At 47.8% G+C, this 21,705-nt stretch carries 11 protein-coding genes and 1 pseudogene; 1 reads left to right on the top strand and 11 read right to left on the bottom strand.

The features are described 5' to 3' along the window. Positions 1-337: 337 nt before the first annotated feature. Positions 338-1,473 (top strand): IS3 family transposase gene (locus tag SK51_RS13085; RefSeq protein WP_226876691.1). Its coding sequence is split into 2 segments (ribosomal slippage): positions 338-584 and positions 584-1,473, totalling 1,137 coding nucleotides; the frame shifts between segments, so codons are not numbered across the junction. 220 nt (positions 1,474-1,693) lie between these two features. On the opposite strand, the gene hhe is transcribed toward SK51_RS13085, so the two are convergent. From hhe to SK51_RS13030, 11 genes and pseudogenes are all read right to left on the bottom strand, one after another. Beyond that, on the bottom strand, positions 1,694-7,429 hold the full coding sequence (gene hhe, locus SK51_RS13080; protein WP_048206760.1) for a DUF4011 domain-containing anti-phage protein Hhe: 5,736 nt from the start codon (positions 7,427-7,429) through the stop codon (positions 1,694-1,696). Positions 7,430-7,615: 186 nt separating this feature from the next. Next, positions 7,616-9,658 (bottom strand): DUF262 domain-containing protein, encoded by a 2,043-nt coding sequence (locus SK51_RS13075; protein ID WP_048206758.1) that lies wholly within the window; start codon positions 9,656-9,658, stop codon positions 7,616-7,618. Next, complete coding sequence (locus SK51_RS13070; RefSeq protein WP_000443938.1) at positions 9,651-11,102, bottom strand: DUF262 domain-containing protein; 1,452 nt, start codon at positions 11,100-11,102, stop codon at positions 9,651-9,653. The genes SK51_RS13075 and SK51_RS13070 overlap by 8 nt, the downstream gene beginning before the upstream one ends. Positions 11,103-11,141: 39 nt before the next feature. Next, positions 11,142-11,584: pseudogene (locus SK51_RS24970) on the bottom strand (IS1 family transposase); the annotation flags it as partial. A gap of 100 nt (positions 11,585-11,684) precedes the next feature. Further along, the gene (locus SK51_RS13060; RefSeq protein WP_029404312.1) at positions 11,685-12,044 is read right to left on the bottom strand and encodes a hypothetical protein; all 360 of its coding nucleotides are present in this window, start codon (positions 12,042-12,044) and stop codon (positions 11,685-11,687) included. Between the two features lie 173 nt (positions 12,045-12,217). Beyond that, positions 12,218-12,973 carry a M48 family metallopeptidase gene (locus SK51_RS13055; RefSeq protein WP_048206757.1) on the bottom strand — a complete coding sequence of 252 codons (756 nt, stop codon included), beginning with the start codon at positions 12,971-12,973 and terminating at the stop codon, positions 12,218-12,220. Further along, positions 12,970-16,254 carry a type I restriction endonuclease subunit R gene (locus SK51_RS13050; RefSeq protein WP_048206756.1) on the bottom strand — a complete coding sequence of 1,095 codons (3,285 nt, stop codon included), beginning with the start codon at positions 16,252-16,254 and terminating at the stop codon, positions 12,970-12,972. The genes SK51_RS13055 and SK51_RS13050 overlap by 4 nt, the downstream gene beginning before the upstream one ends. Before the next feature lie 69 nt (positions 16,255-16,323). Next, positions 16,324-18,108 carry a cold shock domain-containing protein gene (locus SK51_RS13045; protein ID WP_048206755.1) on the bottom strand — a complete coding sequence of 595 codons (1,785 nt, stop codon included), beginning with the start codon at positions 18,106-18,108 and terminating at the stop codon, positions 16,324-16,326. 22 nt (positions 18,109-18,130) lie between these two features. After that, positions 18,131-18,814, bottom strand: a complete 684-nt coding sequence (locus tag SK51_RS13040; RefSeq protein ID WP_048206754.1) for a YecA/YgfB family protein — start codon at positions 18,812-18,814, stop codon at positions 18,131-18,133. Continuing rightward, positions 18,811-20,031: a restriction endonuclease subunit S gene (locus SK51_RS13035; RefSeq protein WP_048206753.1), complete on the bottom strand. Its 1,221-nt coding sequence runs from the start codon at positions 20,029-20,031 to the stop codon at positions 18,811-18,813. The genes SK51_RS13040 and SK51_RS13035 overlap by 4 nt, the downstream gene beginning before the upstream one ends. Further along, complete coding sequence (locus SK51_RS13030; RefSeq protein ID WP_048206752.1) at positions 20,021-21,544, bottom strand: type I restriction-modification system subunit M; 1,524 nt, start codon at positions 21,542-21,544, stop codon at positions 20,021-20,023. The genes SK51_RS13035 and SK51_RS13030 overlap by 11 nt, the downstream gene beginning before the upstream one ends. Positions 21,545-21,705 lie beyond the last annotated feature (161 nt).

The following is a 21,705-nucleotide window of genomic DNA, read 5'->3' as shown; positions in this document are numbered from 1 at the left end:
GGTAGCCGGAGTGGGACTTGAACCCACACAGCGCGAACGCCGAGGGATTTTAAATTCTACGTAGGATCAATGAGTTACATAGCAGTGCATTGCGAAACTTTGCTGACGTTGAATGGTCGTCTTTGCAACCACTGGCAGAAAATGGATAGCCGTAGATTGCGTTGAGCACAGAAACAGCACAGGGTAATCGTCTACCTGGTCCTGTAAAGGAGGTTGTTGCCACACAAGCTAAAGCGCTTGACCTGCCCTCAGTATTCGGTACAACTGTCAGTTAGTAATGGACTGACCCCACCCCGGTAGACGATCCTGCCCTATAGTTTGAGTATAGGGGGGGCATATGGGCACACCACGATTTACACCTGAATTTAAGGAAGAAGCCGCCCGACAGATAACGGAACGCGGTTATTCCGTTGCCGAAGTATCTGACCGTCTGGGCGTTTCTGCCCACAGCCTCTACAAGTGGCTACGGGCTATCAAACCGGATAACAGCGAGCAGCATGCCCGGGATTTACTGGAAGCCAAAAGCGAGATCCTGAAACTACGGGCGCAGCTAAAACGTACCGAAGAAGAACGGGATATCCTGAAAAAGGCCGCGCGGTACTTTGCAAGGGAGCCCGACTGAAGTACCGCTTTATCAATGAGCACCGCACTGTATGGGGTGTGATGACAATGTGTCGGGTACTGGATGTCGCCCGGGCCGGGTTCTACGCGTGGCTGCATAACCCGGTCTCGGCACGTGATAAAGATAATCAGCGTCTGCTGACGCTTATCCGTGACTCCTATTCACTGAGCGGAGGCGTATACGGTTACCGGCGGGTTCATGGCGACCTGAACGAAATCGGGGAAACCTACGGTAAAAACCGGGTGGGCCGTATTATGCAACTGAACCGGATTAAAGCCGTGCGCGGCTATAAAGCGCCGCGTCGTATCGCTGGCAGACCTTCAGTGGTTGCCCCTAATCGCGTGCAGCGGCAGTTTACTGTTGTCCGGGCCAATCAGGTCTGGGTCACCGACATTACTTATATCCGCACCTGGCAGGGCTGGCTGTATCTGGCGGTGGTTATCGATCTCTTCGCCCGTAACGTGGTGGGCTGGTCGATGAAGCCCACTCTCTCACGCGAACTGGCGCTGGATGCACTGATGATGGCGGTCTGGCGACGTAAACCCGACGGCGAGGTCATCGTGCACTCAGACCAGGGAAGCCAGTACGGCAGTGACGACTGGCAGCGCTTCTGCCGGGCTAATAACCTGGTCCCGAGCATGAGCCGGCGTGGCAACTGCTGGGATAATGCGGTGGCCGAATCGTTCTTCAGTTCACTGAAAAAAGAGCGCATCAGGAAGAGAATATACAAAACCCGGGATCTAGCCCGGGCGGATATCTTCGATTACATTGAAGTGTTCTACAACCGGGCCCGGCGCCACAGTCACCTCGGCGGCGTCAGTCCGGAGGCCTTCGAACAGGCCTCGTCGTGAGGACAGAATTTGTCTACGGGCGTGGGGTCAGTCCACAACACCACGGTCAATCAACCAATGACTGAGCAAATCAGGCTCAACATTACGGTTGTTAGGACGCGTGTGCCAATCGCCTAGATAACGATAGCCCAATTCCTCAATAAAAAACCTGACTACGCGCTGTTGAGTTGCGCGTTCACGTTGTCCGACAGTTGTCACTGTTCTTATTACCTTTAACTAATTATGCCAATTCAGACTCAAACGCTGCATCATTCGCTTCAGCCTCTGCGCCATCAATTAATGCCAAGACTCGGTCAAGAAAGCGTTGCGCTTCGTATACATCTGTTGCTTGCCGCAGATAATGAGGTATTCGTTCAACAAACTCGGAACGTGATAAAGGCTGATGTTCCAGCAAAGCCTCAAGCATTGCGGGCCGCAACAAACGACGATCAGCATCAACATTAGGAAGCTCAACCTCAATGACATGTGTGGCAAAATACTTAAGTTGCTCCTTAAGCCCCAAATTGGGCATAAGAGAATCAATTGAGTCAGACGCCACTTCAGCGCTTGACTCAATCGTTTCTACATATTCATAGGAAGGTACAACAACGTCTGGAGCCAATGTTTTAAGCTCATGGAGTTTACGGATAATCGGAGATAGAACCTCATCAGGATTACTGAACCAATCAGTGGACCAAATGCGGCTAATTCTCCAACCCAAACGCTCCAGAACCTCTTGACGCAAACGGTCACGATCACGAGCAGATTTAGCTGAGTGATAAGCCGCACCATCACACTCTATGCCCATTAAGTAACGGCCAGGACAACCTGGATCTTTCACAGCTAGATCAATAAAGAATCCTGCAACCCCTACCTGAGGTTCACACTCAAACCCAGCGTGATTGAGTGCTTCCATTACAGCAACCTCAAAGTCACTATCTGGAGCCCTGCCGGTATGCGTTGTGAGGGAATCTAGTTTGCCACTTTCGGCAAACTGTAAAAAACCTTTCAACGAAATAACACCAAGTTTACTGGTTTCACTCGTCAATACATCTTCAGAACGCATTGAACTAAACACATGCATCCGTTTTTTTGATCGAGTGAAAAGCACATTCAAGCGACGCCAGCCAACATCGGAATTGATAGGTCCAAAGCGTTGATAAACCTTTCCACCATGCTCAGAAGGTCCATAGGTAAAGGAAATAAAGATTACATCACGCTCATCCCCTTGAACGTTCTCAAGGTTTTTCACAAAAAGTGGCTCTTCCATGGCATATAAGCCATCGATTGCATCGTTAAATTCAGGGCGATTTCGGCGCAATTCATCGATAGCGCGCTCAATTTGATCGCGTTGCTTGGAACTCATGGCCACTACCCCGAGTGACTCACCCGGCCGGTGTTGCGCATGATGAAGTACGGCCTCAGCAACTGCTTGGGCTTCTTCAATATTGTGTTGATTGGAGAACCTACCTTTTGACACATAGGTAAATTTAATCCCATACTCTGGAGACTCAGCATTTGGGGAAGGGAATATCACCAAATCACTGTTATAAAAATGGCGGTTAGAGTATGCAATCAACTTTTCATGTCGTGAACGATAGTGCCAACGCAAACGTCTCATAGGAAACAGTGGCAAAGCAGCATCCAAAATGCTGTCAGTATCACTTAAAGCCGCGGCATCATCGTCATCTTCTCCGTCGGCACTTCGATCAAAGAAACTGGTTGGTGGTAGCTGTTTCGGGTCACCAACGACCACTAGTTGCTTGCCCCTCGCGATGACACCCAATGCATCCTCTGGCTTCACCTGAGACGCTTCGTCCATCACCACCAGATCAAATTCCATTCGTCCAGGTTCTAGGTAATGAGCTGCTGACATTGGCCCCATCATGAAACAAGGTTTAATTGCAACCAGCGCATTACATGCACGGTTAACCAATTGCCTAATTGGAATATGTCTGGTTTTTTTACCCAACTCATTTTTGATCAAAGCTAGTTCTGTATATTCACTTTTCTTACCACCAGAATTCCCTTCTGGTATATTTCGGCAAGCAATTTTTGCTGCAATCCGCTGACGTTGTAATTCAATCAGTTTTTTGTCGTAATCTTTAAATGACTTCTGCAAAGCATTGCGCTGTGAGCCGGAAACTCTCATCAATTCAGGGTGGATGTGAATAACCTCCCGCGCCAGCTGGTCATGAATTGCTAATGCTAAACCCAATTCAACTTTTTCAATCGGGAGCGAGCCCGCAAGTACAGCACTCCAGATTCGCTGCAATCCATTTTCATGCATCTGCTCGTAACAACGAATAAAGTTAACCCACCCGTTCAACCAACGGGGTTGCTGTATTGCTCTTTCGTTGCGCTCGATTAATGTATTAAGAGAACCATCAGTCGACTTGAGCCACTGACTCCGCTCTAACTTTGTTTCTAGCGCATATAACTCAGCATTTTTAATCTGTTCATTCCATTTCGAAACTATTTCCCCACCATCACGACATAGTAAATCGTAATCACTACCACTAGCCAAATGTCTGATCTGGGTAGCCAAGGATACGCAATTTATCTTATCAACCAGTTGCTCGGCAAAATTCAGCGTGTCGTTAATAGTGTCTAACGTCAGTTGATTATTTTTATACGCACCGCAAGCCAATGGGGTTAATTGTAAAAACGCCCCTAACTGTAACGAGTCATTTTCAAGGGATATCTGAAGATCGTTTATGTTTTGCAAAATCTCGGAGGAATGAGTCATCTGCTCTAATGATATATCTGGATTGATAAACCATCCCTGCAAGGCAATGAGAGTATTCCGCACCTGTCGGTAAGATTGCATCAATACACCTTGCTCACCTAACCAAGATGCATGTTCTTCCAACAAGCTAGAAATACGCGGTAATAACTTAGCCTCGTGCTCGACCCGTTTAACCAAAGTCATTAATCTTGAGCTAATCTGCGATTTCTCGATTAAATGCACACCTTTGATAATCTCACCATCTAGGTTAAATAATCCAGAGCCTATCGCAACTCGCTTTCCAAAACCTATCCCGTAACAAGCTCGGACCTTCTTGTACCAATCACGCAATAACATGAGTTGTTCACAGTCGGTGTCCAACCCTCGGAATGCATTACCAAGTTGATTACCAAAGTCACTTTGTTCAAACCGTTGTAACAGCTCCGAATACTTGAGCAAATCAGCTGAGCAGCGTTTTAACTCAGCAAACTTAGTGTCAGGCTTACGAGATTGCGCCATGAGCAGTGCCTTGGCACTACGCCAATCACTCTTAAACCATGCAAATAATCCCCCTTGCTGGATAACAGCAACGGCATGCGCGAGCATCTCTTGGGAAGGCAACTGGTCCAATTGATACAAAGTAGATAGACCATCTCTTAAAGGACGCAATGTTTCGATTTGACACATTAAGTCGCGCAATACTGCATCGATATCATCATCATCAAAAAGAGGATCTCGAACTCTAATAAGCTCAGTCGGTAAAGCACCCAGAATCGACAACAACCCAGAGCAGAATAGCAATCCAGCTTGCGAATCATCGATATACGAAGCAATACCATCTGGCAAAGCATTTTTGAAATCGTTTAATTGCGCATAAATAGATGATAACTCATCATGAATTGATTGGATGGATTCAAGCCACCTGACCAAATCACGTAAAGTGAAATCCTCTGCTGCACCATATTTTTCCAGCTCTTCACGAGGAAAGTCACACGATTGTCCTTGTTCTAAAAGTCGTAGCTTTTGAGGCTCGATAACCTGGCTCAAGGCCACATAATGACCTTGTAGCAACTCGAACCTATATAAATAGTGACGCACCCGTGCAATGGCATCGGGTGAATCTAGCTCACTAAGTGCTGGGAAATGCTCTGAACCACACAACACTGGAAGATTCGACTGATCTTCTACCAATTGCTCAATATATTGAAGCGTATTAAGGCTTTCGCCTTCTAACGCCCACTTATCTACATATTCTTGATAGCTATGTTGAAAGTCGATAATTGATGTCTGCCAAGTTTGTAGCAAATCGACTATACGAGCGCTGTCAAACAATTGAATTTGTGTGTTATTCACACCGCTCCAAGGGTGCTCATATATTTCTGCATTAGCCCCCACCTGCTCACGAACCTCTTTGTAGATGCGGCTAAACTCTACTATTTGGTCACGCAGCCGTAATTGGGTCACTTTATCCAACTGCTTCCCGGAAAGGTTTTCGATATGAAGTGCTGTTGCATCAATATCTAATTTGTGACGATAACGGGTTGCACCACTCAAAATCTGATGGATCGTTTTGCCTGTTTGCGCCCATTGGTTATTGATCAATGCGGCATATTCATTGAGCTGCTGCTTAAGATCTTCATAACGCAAAATCTGAGCATCAATCTCTTCCATAGTAGGCATGGTCGCCTGACTCACCAAGCGAGCATTAATATCATCCAGCACCTTGCGCTTATGAGTTTTATGACTGTGCAACTCTAAGCAAAATTGACCTAGCCCCGCACGATCCAAGCGACGTTTGACGACCTCCAGTGCAGCCATCTTCTCTGCCACAAACAGGACTTTCTTACCGTTGAGCAGAGCTGCTGCAATCAAGTTGGTGATCGTTTGTGATTTGCCACTACCAGGAGGGCCCTCAATGACTAAGTTTTGACCACGGATAGCATCGATCAACGCACTGTGCTGCGAGCTATCCGCATCATCGATTAGTGGAACCTTGTCATGAATATCAGGGTAACTATCGATGCAGTACTCATGCTGACCGAAGCCACCAGGTAAGCCGGAATTCTCTTGACCACAGCTCTGACTGGTGAAAAAGCGACGAATTACTTCATGAGACAATATATTGCGCTTGTCACAAGGCCAGCGGGCAGGATCGAGGTCAAGATACATCATCATCTTGCCAAAATTGAGCAAGCTAAGTGCACCATAACGTTTCACAGACCATTTAGGTTTGTGCTGCTCTACAACCTTCTTCACCGAAGCAAAATAAGACTCTGGAGTTTCCTCTTCATTGAACAAAGGAAGAGCGAGGCCAAAGTCAGCCTGAAGTTTTTCCTTCAAAGAGAGATTGGGCAAAATATCTTCACCCGTGTAATAAAGTTGAAACTTGTAAAGACCATCCTTCGGATCTAATTTTCCTCGTTCACATCTCACCGGAATTGTAAATAACGGTGCATAACGTGCCTTTTCAGAGGAATCGCTTTCATACCACTCAAGGAACCCTAACGCCAAATACAAGATGTTGGCGCCACTCTCCTCCAAGGCAGTTTGAGCCTTACCATAGATGGCGCGCAAACAAGCTTCCAGTTCATTTGGATAAAGCAGAGCCTGTATCCGATTATCGTCATGAGAGGGATTGGAAGAAGATATACTAATCTCATTCCCAGCCTTTGCCTGTCGTTCAAAATCCTCAAGCCCTTCATAGCCTGCTAAGCAGCACGCCTCCTTCAACGCTGACAAAGCTATACCTTGATTAACGTATTCAGAACGAATCCCTGTTAATTTTCCATTCTGGCCTTGGGCATATTGCAAGATAAACTGATGGGCTTTTTCCAGCAACTCTCTATCTGAATCAGAAACAACCGTTTTATGGCTATCTGGTAAATCAAAATCTGTACGGATTCCTAAGACGTGCGCCCAATCCTTAGCGCTAGGATGAGCTCTTAACTGTATATCTTTACCATCTGGCCCAACTTTGAGATAGCCATGCTCTAACAGCTGCGCTCTAGTTGGATCGGGCACAGGAGCAAATTCCATCGGGATTTCCGAGCAAAGGGTTTCATAAAGCTGTTCTGGTAATTCATCAACAATACGTAGTGAAGACCCTTTTTGAGTGATAGGGAAATTCAAAAGTCGATTTCGAGACGTAAGGTCCAATAACTTCTTACGCATAGCCTCGAGGGAAGTCAGAATAAAATCTGAGCCTCCTTGATTGAGTTCCTCTGCTGTAGAGGTATCTACAGTCGACATAATGTTCTCCATTTCTTAGGGTCCACAAGTAAAACGTTTTATGCTGATGCATCACAAAAAGACCGCAGTAAACTGCTGCAAAGAAGAGGAGATTTTTAGTCTCCCCTTCTTTATCAATCAGATCATACAATCAACTTAACGCCCATTAGTTGATAGCAGCCAAATTTCATAAACAGATTCAATCCGTTATTGCTGAATTTGATTGGATAGTAAGACCTGCAACATATCTTGTTGATGCACAGCTATCTCATCTTCCAGCCAACGACCTTTATCTTTCATCAGCCGAATCATAGCAAGCAATTTAAGACTATCAGTCTGGTTATTGGCAAGGCTTGCTTCAAAGTGCTCCTGCTTCTGTTGCGGCTGGAAGTTACTCAAGCGCGAGTTCTTGCTGTGGCTGATAAGGCAAAGGTTGCCAAACGAATGGAGTGCACTCTGCTCAACCGGTTTATAGCCATCCATCGGATGCTGGGGTGAGAAGTGCTCCACCGAGCTGCGGAAAGTGAACTCAAAGGGGCCAGCAACTTTGTCGCTATTCCGATCTCGTACCCACAGCAGATAGTCGAGGAAGTTGAAGACAAAGTTGTTCTCGATATGACCGAAGCGAAGTTTGGATGTAATCACCTTGTGCCAACTCTCATCCACATTCATGGCGGGCAACAGGGCGTTATCAAGGTAGAGCATCTGGTAATAGGAAGCCCCTTCACCAGGCGCCAAAAAGCGCTGGAAGACAAAGCGGCGAGCCTGACTCTCCAGATAGGACAGATAAGCCCCGGCATCCACCGGTTGATCAGGGTGACAATTGTCGAACAGATATCTCAGTGCACCATTCAGCCAATGTTTGTAAACCAGGGTCGGGGTCGACACATGAAACGCCGACAGCAACATCAGGACCCGCCGGTTAACACCAGAGAAACCATTCTCATTTTCATCCTTGTCAAAGGTATTGATGTAACTGACGCTCTTTTCCGAATACCAGTGCAGCCGCTTCAGACTCCAACTATCCTTGCCATCGGCAAACTCGCGCTTGATGATGAACTGATCAAACAGATACTTGCTCTTTAACAGGCCATAGATAAAACGCTGAACTGCCGCTACTGGATCCGGTTGCCTTATCACTCGCAGCTCAAACTGATCGACCAGTTGTTTATCATCAAGCGGCACCCCCTCCGTATCACCCGGGTCGCGGCTCACGAGTCGCAGCACATGGAGCAAGAAGTTGGAGAAGTTGATGACGCTGTTAAAGCGCTCGGAGCCTGCGCTCTCCTCCTCCACCGTCTGCTCACCATCAAGCTTGTCATCCTGCAAAATGGCCAACAAGGTGCGCCCTTGGCTACCGGCAGCTGCACGGCTTTTATCGGCAGCGTCGGCCGTGTTTGGGGATCCTAGCAGATCAAGCAGATGGGCAAAATCACGGGGCACAAACTGACCCCAGTCGCTCTCACCAAACAGACGGTGGCGCTCTTGCGGGGTAAAGCCGTACTGGATATAGCGCTCCATATTGGCGCAGGCATCCCATACCCGGGTCAGGATATGAATACTTTGGCGACGATGCTCTTCCTCGGGTATCTGGTTCAGCGTCTCCATCAGCCGCGCCTTGATCACTTCATGCTTTTCCAACTGCTCGCCGCGATTGTTCATCGCCTCGAAGAAGTGATTGAGATCGGTATCCTTGGGTACTTCGATACGAGAGATCTGCACATGCTTGAAGAGGTAGTCGCAAAAGGCCGTCAGTTTAGCCCCTACCAAACCAAGATCCGCCATTGCCTTGCCAATCAGCTCAAAACCGTTCACCAAACCTTCATTGAAGGTACTCCCCCGCAAATCGTAGGGGGCAACACCCTGCCATAAGCGCTCGAAGGTATGGCTCGATATCGGGCGACTCTCAAAAGCGAGGTTGATGGTCTGATACCAGCTCATATCCACCGAATCTATCGCGTGATGTTTGAGCCAATTGGCCAGCAGAGAGAGGGTAGTAAAGCGCTGCTGGCCATCGATTACCTCGAAACTGCCATCGTCCCGGGCAAACACCACCAGGGTGCCGATATAGTAGGTTTGCGGCCCCTTACCACTGACCAATTTTTGCTGATAATCCAGCACATCCTGCAGCAGCTGGGTGATCTCTCCCTCACCCCAGGCATAGTTGCGCTGGTACATGGGCACCAGATAGCGGGCGCGATCTTCAAGCAGTGCACGAATGGAAAAGGGGCGAACGCCTGCATCATTCATAATATTTCATCTCCCGAAACAGCCCGACCAGCTCATCTTCGGCACCATTGCGATTGTTCTTGTTCTCTCGACTGCTCATGCTAGGCAAAGGGAAGCCGTGCAGATCTCCCGGCAGACGAGCATCACGAATGGCACGGATCAGATTGTGCTCCAGCACATAGTTATCCATGGTTGCCAACTGCACTACCTGCTGGCGGATGCGGCAGCGATAGGCCCAGATAAAGCACTTCTCGATGGCCAGTGACAGCCCTTGGCTGCCGAACTTGTCGATATAGAAGATCAGGGCGCAGTCGAACATGGCCCGCACATAACGATCCCCGGTGCGGTGGCGACGCTCGTAGCTGCCCAGGGTCGATAGCACCTTGCTGGCCATCGGTGTCAGCGTTTCGCCGAGCAGGGTGGCAGATTGCGCCTTGCCGGAATCAGACTCCTCGGCCACGATGGCGGCCACCCGCGTCTGGTAGTACTCGGCCATCTCGAAAAAGCGCCGACCATTGATGATCATCTGGTCGAGATGAAAGGGAAACGTCATGTACTGGCCGTCAATCTTGCGCTGGTACTGGCTGTTGTACTCATCGACAAAGTGGTGGGCGATGCGCAGCGACTCCACGTAAGGATAATGCCCTACCCGATCTAGGTTGACCCCCTTGAAGAGATCCACCTCCCCCTTGCCAAAGTAGCGGGCCGACTTGCCCTCGGCCCACTGGCGTACCCGATAGAGATAGAGGGCGAACAGATTGGCCAGCTCGTCGCTTGGCAGGCGCTCCCAATGGGCGACCGCCTCGGCCTTGAGATTGGCCTCATGACCGGCAAACTCGCGCAGGTGAAATGCCTTGAGCAGATCGTGAGGAGCCAGATCGCGCCCCCGGGCATTTTGCGAATCGAAGAACTGGAACGCCTCCGAGATATCCTGCAGTACAAAGCAGACCACCTGACAGCGGTTGAGCAGAAAGTCAATTTGCTGCTCGTCAAACTCAGGGCGGGCCACCAGCCGACGCAACTCCAGATAGTTGCGTCTGAGGTTGAACTCCGAATCCCGGCTGGGGAAGCGCTGGCGCTGCATAAACGCATCGATAGGTCCACGCAAGACCTGCAATTGCTCACGCAGATCCTGACGTTGAAACCGGATACTCTTCTCTTTGCCACTGCGATTTTCGTTATCCAGCACCTCGATCAGCGCCTTGACGGTCAACATCAGGGTCAGGGTGCGTTGCTGACCATCGACGATATCAAGCATCTCGCCCTGCTCACTATCGGTGTGCTGATGAAACACCACCGAGCCCAGCCGGTAGGCGCTCTTGTCCTGATGGGTTGCCAAATCGGTAAAGAGATCCGAGATATTCTTGGAGCCCCAGCGGTAAGGTCGCTGATAGCTTGGGATGGCCAGTTGGGGAATGGCCAGCAACTGGCGTACCGACTGCACTTGATTATTAATGCTCTCCATCATGTCTCCTGCGGTATGAAGTGGTCAACAAAAACTGGCCAGCGTCGCCATAGTGCGTTCACCGAATACGTGCGCAACAACCGTCTTCCGGAGCCTGTCATACGCGTAAAACAGCCAGCGCTGGCGCGATTTAGCCCCGACGTATCCCCACTGTTCGTCCATTTCCGCGCAGACGATGACGTCACTGCCCGGCTGTATGCGCGAGGTTACCGACTGCGGCCTGAGTTTTTTAAATGGCGGAAAATCGTGTTGAGGCCAACGCCCATAATGCGGGCGGTTGCCCGGCATCCAACGCCATTCATGGCCATATCAATGATTTTCTTGTGCGTACCGGGTTGAGAAGCGGTGTAAGTGAACTGCAGTTGCCATGTTTTACGGCAGTGAGAGCAGAGATAGCGCTGATGTCCGGCAGTGCTTTTGCCGTTACGCACCACCCCGTCAGTAGCTGAACGGGAGGGACAGCTGATAGAAACAGAAGCCACTGGAGCACCTCAAAAACACCATCATACACTAAATCAGTAAGTTGGCAGCATCACCGAAAACTGTCACTGTTAATCAATATCCATGCAGAAAACTCAAACATTATTCATTAATCCTCTTGCGGGCAATATCTATCTCTATCGCCATTTTAATTTCATCTTTCTGGGATTCTATAATCCTGATATCTTTTTCCATACTTTCAATTAAAGCATTAAGTGTTTTTCTTTTTTCAGGGTCACTTTCATATTTTAACTTTACCTCCGGCTCAATCATTTTCATTCTTATTGCATGAATTTGTTCGTTAAGAGGTTTTGTTTTTTCATTTATGATCCTGTTTTTCTCATTGAACCAGTGCATGCCTTCATTAAAACGTTCCAGCCCGACATTTGTATCATTGAGCACCCTGGCTACAACATTTGATACTTCTCCTGATTTACTCTTTCTTTTACCGAGAAGTTTCATTAATAATCCAGAAACAACAATCACCGGAATAGCCACATAAGTTAAATAGACACCAACATAGCTGACAGTTAGTAATGTCAGGACATAAAGAATCAGAGTGGTATAAAAAACATACTTTGATACTGAATACATAACTTCCCCGATTAGTTTCTAAATTAGAATAAGCCCCAAAATCACATATCAGTCAACAACATCGCCGCCATCCCATCCAGTCGCTTCTTTACCTTTTCCCACCCCGGCATGACCTGCCCCATCAGACGGTAAAACTCTTCGCTGTGGTTGTGCTCAGCCACATGGCATAACTCATGTAGCAAGACATAATCGATACATTCTGAGGATGCCTTAACCAGCCATGGATTCAGGGTCAGACAACCTTTCGCAGAACAGTTTCCCCATTGCGTTTGCATCGCTCGCAAACGTATCGGCGGACGCTCACTAACCCAAAGGGTCTGCGGTATTAGTGAATCAAGCCTGCGTTGAAAGACATCTCTGGCACGTTCCCGATACCATTCGGTCAGCAACGCTTTTACTTTTTCTGCCGATTTGTGTCTGACAGTAACTTCCAGCCGCCCACGCAACATTTTCACTCGTTGCGGAACAGTAGCGTCTTCTGTCACTTTCAACTGATACTGCTTACCAAGATAGTAATGGCTTTCTCCACTGACATACTGACGCGGAACAATGTGTGTCTGTTGCTCCCTGAAATCACGCAGTTGCTGGTATATCCAGCGCCCTCGTTTTTTCAGCGCAGACAATACCTCGTGCTCAGGTGTTTCTGGTGGTACAGAGGCCACAACCCGGCAGTCCGGATGCACCTTGATGAGCACCCTGCCCTTAACGACCTGACGCGGAACACACTGTACGACGATGACCTCATCACCATAGACAATGCGTATAACTTTCATTGCTGGCGACTCTTTTTCACTCATGATTTCATCAAACCAACGCGCAGTATCTGGATGATAGTTTCCACAATACGGTTTACCTGGTTCATTCCGGCCCCTATTTCCCGGCAGGCCGTAAACAGCAGCGGTAAGAGATTTGTCTTGACTGCTTTCTCGATATCCTGAGTGTTCAGGGAGTTTTCTGCCACTGCTTTGACGATGATATTGTCCACTTCAAAAGCCAGCTTCGTCCACTTCTCCTGCACCTGAACGTCGTTGACCGCAAAAACCTCAGGCAGCTCTTTTTTAAATACGCCGTAATATGCCTGAGCATGTTTGTTTACCGCTAGTGCATCCGGGATATCACTGAGCTTACGGGCTTCAACCTGCTCTTCAAACTCACGGAATAAGAGGTACTGCTTCAGTGGATGGTCGAACAGTTTTTCAGCCTCTTCGATTGCCATACGCAGGAGTCTGGAAAAGGCCTCCTGAGCATACGGGTCATCACGCAGCTCCTGCTCAATCATCTTTGTCACACGGGTTTTAATGATGTCGGTTTCATTGCGGGTTTTATTGTTGTCCCACTCTTCGGGCTTTTCGCTCTTGCCCATTTTACCGACTTCATACACGCCATCCGGTTCACGAACCTCAACGCCGGTGACATGCTTATCCAGCAGTTTTTTCACCTGCTCAGCGTAGTCGTCATAATTGACCTGCTCTCCACTTACCTGCATCGCCCACTGGCGAAGGCTGGACATCTGTTTTACGGTTTCTTTATAGAGATTTCGGTCTTGTTCCGTAAAGCTCTTGTCGGTGAAGAAGGTGGCGGACTGCAGTGCCACTTTCAGGCATCCGGCAAAGGCTGTTAACGCCTCGAAGAAATCATCACGGGTTTTCTGATGGATATCGACCATCTCTCCGTCACGTTCTTCCATTTTAGGCACCAGTACTGCACGTAACTGCTCAGTATCATTTTTGTTTTTAACACCGGCAAATATGGCCCACAGCTGGTTATACAGATGCGGCAGACGTTTATATTCAGAACTCATGGCGCTGTACAACCCGTCAATATCCTTGATGTCGTATCCTCCCTGGGTTCGGGAGGCGAGATCCTGATATTTACCGATCGTCGTGTCCAGTTCAGCCAGAATGCCGCGATAATCAATCAGCAGGCCAAACTTTTTCAGTGGATGCAGACGGTTTACCCTGGCAATCGCCTGGATAAGGTTGTGGGACTTAAGCGGCTTGTCGATATACAGCACGGTATTTTTCGGTTCATCAAACCCGGTGAGAAGTTTATCAACAACAATCAGCAATTTGAGCTTATCATCGGTATCGAAACGACTGATGATATTGCGGGTATACGCGGACTCATCCTGCGTGCCGACATTATCCTTCCACCATTTCGTCACTTCCGGCAGTTTGCTTTCATCCACTTCGGTATTCCCTTCCCGGGTATCCGGCGGGCTGATAACTACTGCTGACTCAAACAACCCGGCTTCATCAAGATACTTTTTATATTTGATGGCGGAAATCTTGCTGTCGCAGGCAAGTTGGCCTTTCAGCCCCTCATCAATTTTCTTCGAGAAGTGCATGGCGATATCTAATGCAATCAGCCGGATGCGATCATCTGCACTATAAACCTCACCTTTACGGGCATATTTACGCTTAAGGTCGGCTTTTTGCGCTTCGCTTAACCCATCGGTAATACGATCAAACCAGGCATCTATTGCCCGATCGTTAACCTCAAGGTCGGGAATACGTTCTTCATACAGCAAAGGTGTAACGGCTTTATCTTCTACCGCTCGCTGCATGGTATAAGCGTGGACAATCGGTCCGAATTTATTGGTGGTCTTATCTTCTTTTAGCAATGGCGTACCAGTAAATGCCACAAAGGCGGCGTTCGGCAGTGCCAGTTTCATTCGCACATGGTTCTCACCACCCTGGCTACGGTGTCCTTCATCAATCAGAACGATGATGTCGGGGCTGGTGTTGACGCATTCAGGCAATTTTGTCGCTGAATTAAATTTCTGGATAAGGGTGAAAATGATGCGTTCTTTACCAGAGCCAATCTGCTGTGCCAGCTTCTGACCTGAGGTCGCCATCGCTTTGGCCTTATCATCCTTCCCTGCCAGTTCGCCACCAGAGACAAAAGTGCCGCTGAGCTGCCCTTCAAGGTCCACGCGGTCCGTCACCACCACAATACGACACAGCTTCAGGCTGTCATGAAGAATCAGCGCCTTGCTGAGGAATACCATGGTGTAAGATTTACCTGACCCCGTGGTATGCCAGATCACCCCACCTTCCCTGCCCCCGTCTGGTCTGCGGGTACTGATGCGTTCCAGCAGTCTTTTTATCCCGAACACCTGCTGATAGCGGGCAACAATTTTTCCGGTTTTTTTATCAAACAGGGTGAAGAAGCGGGTCATCTCCAGCAGACGTTCCGGTGAAAGCAGACTGATGAGCAGCTTATCCTGCCCGCTGACTGCCAGTTCCCCCCCATCGATTAACTGTTGATACCATTTGAGATCGACTGAAGGACGATGATCAAACAACGCATGAATTTGTTCAGTCGATAACTGATGGTTGCGCAGCGCATACATCTGCGGATCGGTAATATCTTCTTCGCGCCATGCTGCCCAGAATTTCATTGGCGTATGGCATGTACCGTAGCGCCCGTCATGACCGTTAATCGACAGTAATATCTGGCTGTAGACAAACAGCTGCGGGATTTCATCGTTGAATTGGTTGCGGATACTCTGGGATATCCCCTCGTCAATGGTTGGCCCTTTCTTGCCATGACCAGCCGGGCTTTTCGCTTCAATAACAGCCAGCGGGATACCATTAACAAAGCAGACAATATCTGGCCTCCGGGTTTCAACACCACCTGACCGCAATACCGTAAATTCTTCAGTAAAATGGAACTGGTTATTTTCCGGATGTTCCCAGTCGATCAGCGCAATGGTGGGGTTGACCTTCTTGCCATCGACAAACTCCGTGACGGCGATACCGTAGAGCAGATGGTTATACATCCGTTCATTGGCTTTGAGCAGCCCTTCATTGAGCGCCGGAGAACAGACCTGTGATATCAGGTTATCCAGTGCTTTTTCCGATAACTGGCAGGTTTTGCCACCCGCCATAAAGGAACGCTTCGACAGCTCTTCACGCAGAACCGGACGCAGCACCACCTCATCCTGTTTATAGCCCCGGTAATCCATAATCTGTTTCGGAGATAAAAACGTCCAGCCGAGGCTGGTCAGTAACGTCAGTGCCGGAATTTTGGCGCTGTATTCTTCCTGGAATTTAGGTTGGTAGTGCTTATCCACCCGGTAATCCTTCTTGGCTAAGAGGTGAAACTGTATGTCCGTACGGACATACTCAAAATGAACGAAGACTTATGATGAAAAGAACGGCGAGTCCCGATAAAGGCGATTGTACTTGACCTGTTCTGTTTCGCCCTTGTTTACATTACCAAATTTCTCCTGATGCGTCGTACAGCAGGAACCACAGGATGCACAAATAAATCGTCCTTCTGAACATTTTTCATGCAAATCCCTGGCGTCAATTATTTCGCTGCATTTGTAACCAATACAATGATTAATGTAATGCTCGATACCAAACTGTTCGCAGGAATGACTGGCACATTTAAAGACGGTCAGGCGATACGCGGCCTGGAAAGGTTGTTTCACAAATCCTTTCGACTTTGTATCCCAGACGCTGACTTCGACACGAGCATATTTCATATCTGGAACCATCAGCACCCCACAACTTCGGCAATGCAAGCGGGAATGTAATTCTCTGATACGGTTGAAATACCCGGCCAGTTTAATTGGGAAATCCCGCTTAGAAGGTTCGCCTGCAATCAGATAGATCATGCCATAGTGGGCAAGCCAGTCATAAATAGTGAAGTCGATGTAATCCCGACTGAGGTCGGGTAGTACCTGCGGATCATGGCAGATTTTCGAACGACAAAGGAATTTTTTCTCTATCGTTCCGTCAGGTTGTTTTGCATTCCAGTGAAACGCCTCACAGGATAATTCTAAACTTGGGAAACGAATTTGTAATGAACTACATTGTGGGAACAATTTGAAAACAGAAGGATGATTTACCGGAATTTTACCCGACAAGACTCCGTGCCATATCTCATGCAGAATAATACTCAGAACGGACTGTTCATCGTTGCGCCCAAGCAACGGTAACAATTTACTCAGAATGAAGTATTCAGGATCAGAAGAAATTTCAGTATTCGACTCGATATCATTAACAAAACTGAAATCTTTCCTGAACATCTTCTGTTTAATCAAATACGTATTGATAAAAGGACTAATCACGGAATGTTTATAAAATTGCTCTCTCGATGAGAATTTCTGCTGATAGGCATCACGGACAAATGGTTGTATATCCATTTTATTTTTCGTGAAACTACGTCGAACAAAATTCTCTATATCATCATGCCGATGTTCAAGAATCCGCTCGCTACTTATACAATCGTAAAATGCCAGGTAGAGAATAGCACTTATAGATATATGGCTGAGTAATTCATTGATGATGTCCGATGTTGAAGCCCCCTGGCAATCCGTAGCCGCAGAACACCTTTTCACCCAAACAGCGAACTGATCAATGTTATTATCGATAAATGACGAAGGCATGACCGCAGGAGATATTTGTTGTGCGGTCAAATCATCAAAATTCTTATCAGAAGCGAAAAGTGCAAACTGGTTATCGTAGTTACGTGATTTTAAAAATAGCGGCAAGACTTTTGTAGCAGCTATATCACTGGTAACTAACCGAATTATAGCCCTTTCGCCAAAGGACTGAGTGAGAAAATTAATAACGCAGTCACGATAACGCCAACGAGCGAAATCAACGCCCTCCTCAATAATAGCCCGGAGATATTCAATAAGGAGCTCAGCCGTCTCCTCATCTGTTTTATCAAGAATGTGAACATTAAAAGCCGTAGGCTTACCATTTTTACCTATACCTTCCCTGAACAGCACCGGTGCATTGTCAGCGGGTGTATAGTTCCGGCTTATCTCATTCTTATGAAAAAACAGCTCATTACCATTCTCTGATAAGAGAAAGCCAAAGTTATTCTCCCGATCCGTTTTGCTGTTGTAGCCTCCGAACCAGAGAACATTTCCCATGTACCACCGGGAACGATCCAGATTGTTCACTGCCATGAGCAAGCCCCCTTCCGCTTTGTCAGTGCAGGCAGCACTTTTTAAATTTTTTACCACTGCCACACTGACACGGGTCATTACGACCGGGCAGTTTTTCTGCCCCCTTCACGGGAACAGGCCGGGATGATGCCTCTGACATTCTCACCGACAACCAGTGCTGGTAAAGCGCCAGTGCCGCAGGCTGAATGAGAGTAATACTCTGTTCAAATTGAACAGGTGACATTTTCTCAACCACTGGGAAGTTCTTTTCGATACCATGAAGGGCTATCGCCTCCAGCGAGGGACGTAAGGCCTCTGGCAAGGCTGACCAGTCATCCAGAGACCGGCCTTTCATATACCCGAAACACCACTCTTCGACGATGGTATATGTCTTCCCCTTCACCTCACGTCCATTGAAAATCGGTTCAAACTGTTCAGGGGCCTCATACAGGCAGCCAGCGATATCGTTCATATGCTTAAAACACAGCCCCACAAAACGCGTCATCTCTTTTTCGGTGGTCCAGCGAGGGTGGTAGTCACCACGACCCCAGATAGCACTGAGCCAGGTATTAGGGGGGATCATATTCGGGCCAGAGACAACCGCCGTCAGGAAGCCATCCAGCTCAGAGAAACAGAGTACAGAGTCATCATTGCCGTATTTCAGCAACACCTCTTCCAGCCAGTCGATTTCCCGGTCAATCAGCGGCCCGCTTTTCGTCAGTTTCATGCAGCAACAGCCTCATCGATTTTCACCCGACGTTTACCGGTCAGTAATTGCTGCATCAGGGCTTTTTTCTCGTCTTTCAGGCAAGCGAGTTTTTTCTCCAGCGTGGCGATTTCGTCGTCGGCAGCGGACAGGACTGTGGCGATTTTTTGTTGTTCTTCAAAATTGGGCACTGATAATTTTAATGTCTTTATATCATCACTATTAATTGATTCAAATGTGCTACCTTGTGATAGGTAACACCATTTTGGTTCAAACCAAAGAAACCATTGATAAAGAAATGATTGACTCATTTTTCTCTTGGATTTTATAGCCGATATACCACGCCCTATACATGCTTTATGTTGAGAAAGTGCAACAGTACCTACAGGTGCCCTGACACTTAGAAGAATATCTCCAGGAGAACATTCTTTCGTAATGTCAGACGTATAAACTCTGGGACATGAAACTCGGCACTTTATATCGGCATTACCCTGTATTAATGGCAAACCTAAGCCATTATCGTTGTAGGCTTCGGATTTAGGTGATGATCCCATAATAATATGTGCTACTTCAGACAAAGTGCACGTACACCACTCCCCAATAAATCTGCCCCCATTCTCATTCAGCAAGCGTTTCTTCCCAGTAAGTAATTGCTGCATCAGGGCTTTTTTCTGCAACTGACTGTTGGTGAGAAGCTTTTCCGTTACTGAAATCGCGTTATCCCAGGTTGACAGGATTTGGGCGATTCGATCCTCCTCCTGCTTCGATGATGCAGCCATTAAAGGCAGCTCGTTAAGAATTTCCGTATTCATGTTAGGCATTGTTTGACCAACAGCATTTTGCTCAAGCCATTTCCTAATACTGTCTTTTTGAAGAAAATAGGCAAGAAATGCTGATGAATGCTTATCACTTGGCCTAGCTTTAAGGCAACCAGTCCCGCAAATTGAACCCTCAGACTCTTCATCAATCAATGCAAATCGGGCTACATCACCTCTACGGCTAAATAATAAATCTCCTGTCTTCAAGAAATGCTTCTTAAGCTCTTGTGCTTTTTTTTGATTTATTTTTGCAGCGTCGGCAAGTTTCGCTCGGCAGCCAATAAGATCCTTTGGCATCAACACTGGAATCCCAACAGGAACATATTCGTGCGCATGTAATTGGCTTCCAAAAGGGCCTGTTTGGAGATTGCCATTACATATCTCACCAAGGCTGGTTAACTTCCACCCCTTAGGCACCATAACCCAACTCCTTCAGATAACCTGCCATCTCTGTTTCCAGCTTCGCCAGTTCCGCTTTCAGTTGCTCACGCTCAGCACGTACTGCCAGCAGGTCGATCTCGTCTTCTTCTTCGAAGGTATCGACATAGCGAGGGATATTGAGGTTATAGTCGTTGTCCTGAATTTCCTTCAGGCTGGCAAGATAGGCGTATTTATCGACGTTATCGCCTTCACGATAGGTGTTAACGATCTTCTGGATATTTTCTGCGCTGAGTTGGTTCTGATTTTTGCCCGCCTTAAATTCGCGGCTGGCATCAATAAACAGCACCTGGTCATCCACTTTCTGCTTTTTGAAAATCAGAATCGCAGCGGGAATACCCGTACCGTAGAACAGTTTTTCAGGCAGGCCAATGACGGCATCCAGCAGATTTTCATCAATCAGCTTCTGACGAATTTTGCCTTCGCTGGAGCCACGGAACAGCACACCGTGTGGCACCACTACGCCCATACGACCCGTTCCCGGTTTGAGGGTTTCGATCATATGCGAGATAAAGGCGTAATCCCCTTTAGTCTTCGGCGGTACACCGCGACGGAAACGCCCAAACTTATCGTTCTCGGCCTCGTCATGTCCCCACTTATCCAGGCTGAACGGTGGGTTAGCGGTCACGATATCAAACAGCATCAGGTCGCCATTTTTATCGAGCAGTTTCGGGTTACGAATGGTATCGCCCCACTCGATTTTGTGGTTATCTTCGCCGTGAAGGAACATATTCATTTTCGCTAGCGACCATGTAGATCCAATCGCTTCCTGACCGAACAAGGCATAGTTACGGCTGTCATGCCCGGAGACAATTTTACGTCCGCACTTCATCAACAACGAACCGGAACCACAGGCCGGATCGCAGATGGTATCACTGGGCTGCGGATCGAGCAGTTCAGCAATCAGGTCTGAGACTTCCGGCGGGGTATAGAATTCCCCCGCTTTCTGCCCACCGCTGGCGGCAAAGTTTTTAATCAGATATTCGTAAGCATTACCAATGACATCCAGCGTACCTACACGACTCGGCTTCAAGTTAAGATTTTCACCCGCAAAGTCTTCCAGCAGCTGGCGCAGGATGGTGTTCTTCTGTTTTTCTTCACCTAGGCGATCGGTGTTAAACGAAATATCCTGGAACACGCTTTTCCCGGCGTCTTTCAGTTTGGTGCCATTAGCTTCTTCAATCGCATGCAGAGCCTGGTCGATGCGCTCACCATTGCCCGGTTCATGACGACGTTCATACAACGCATAGAAACTGGCGCTTTTCGGCAATACGAAACGTTCATTCGCCATCATGGCTTCAATGAGTTCTGGTGCATCACCATACTGTTTTTTATATTCATCGTAATGATCCTGCCAGACATCCGAAATGTACTTAAGGAACAGCATGGTAAGGATAAAGTCTTTATAGGTATCAGCACTGATGGTGCCACGGAACGTATCACACGCGGCCCACAGGGCTTTGTTGATCGTGTCCTGACTGATTTTGTCGTTCATGAATCATCCTGGTCTGAAGAAAAGCCTGCGATGCAGGGCAGTGCATCGTAAAAAACTGCGTTAAATGATACCTCAAGACACGCCCCTGGACACACCAGAATCGCGGTATCTTGAAGGGAATTGTCCAATTGATACTGACAGATAACTTACGGATGCCCTTA

It is taken from the genome of Enterobacter sp. MGH85 (assembly GCF_001037655.1).
GTDB lineage: Bacteria > Pseudomonadota > Gammaproteobacteria > Enterobacterales > Enterobacteriaceae > Enterobacter > Enterobacter intestinihominis.
This window is presented reverse-complemented; position numbering and strand designations above follow the sequence as displayed.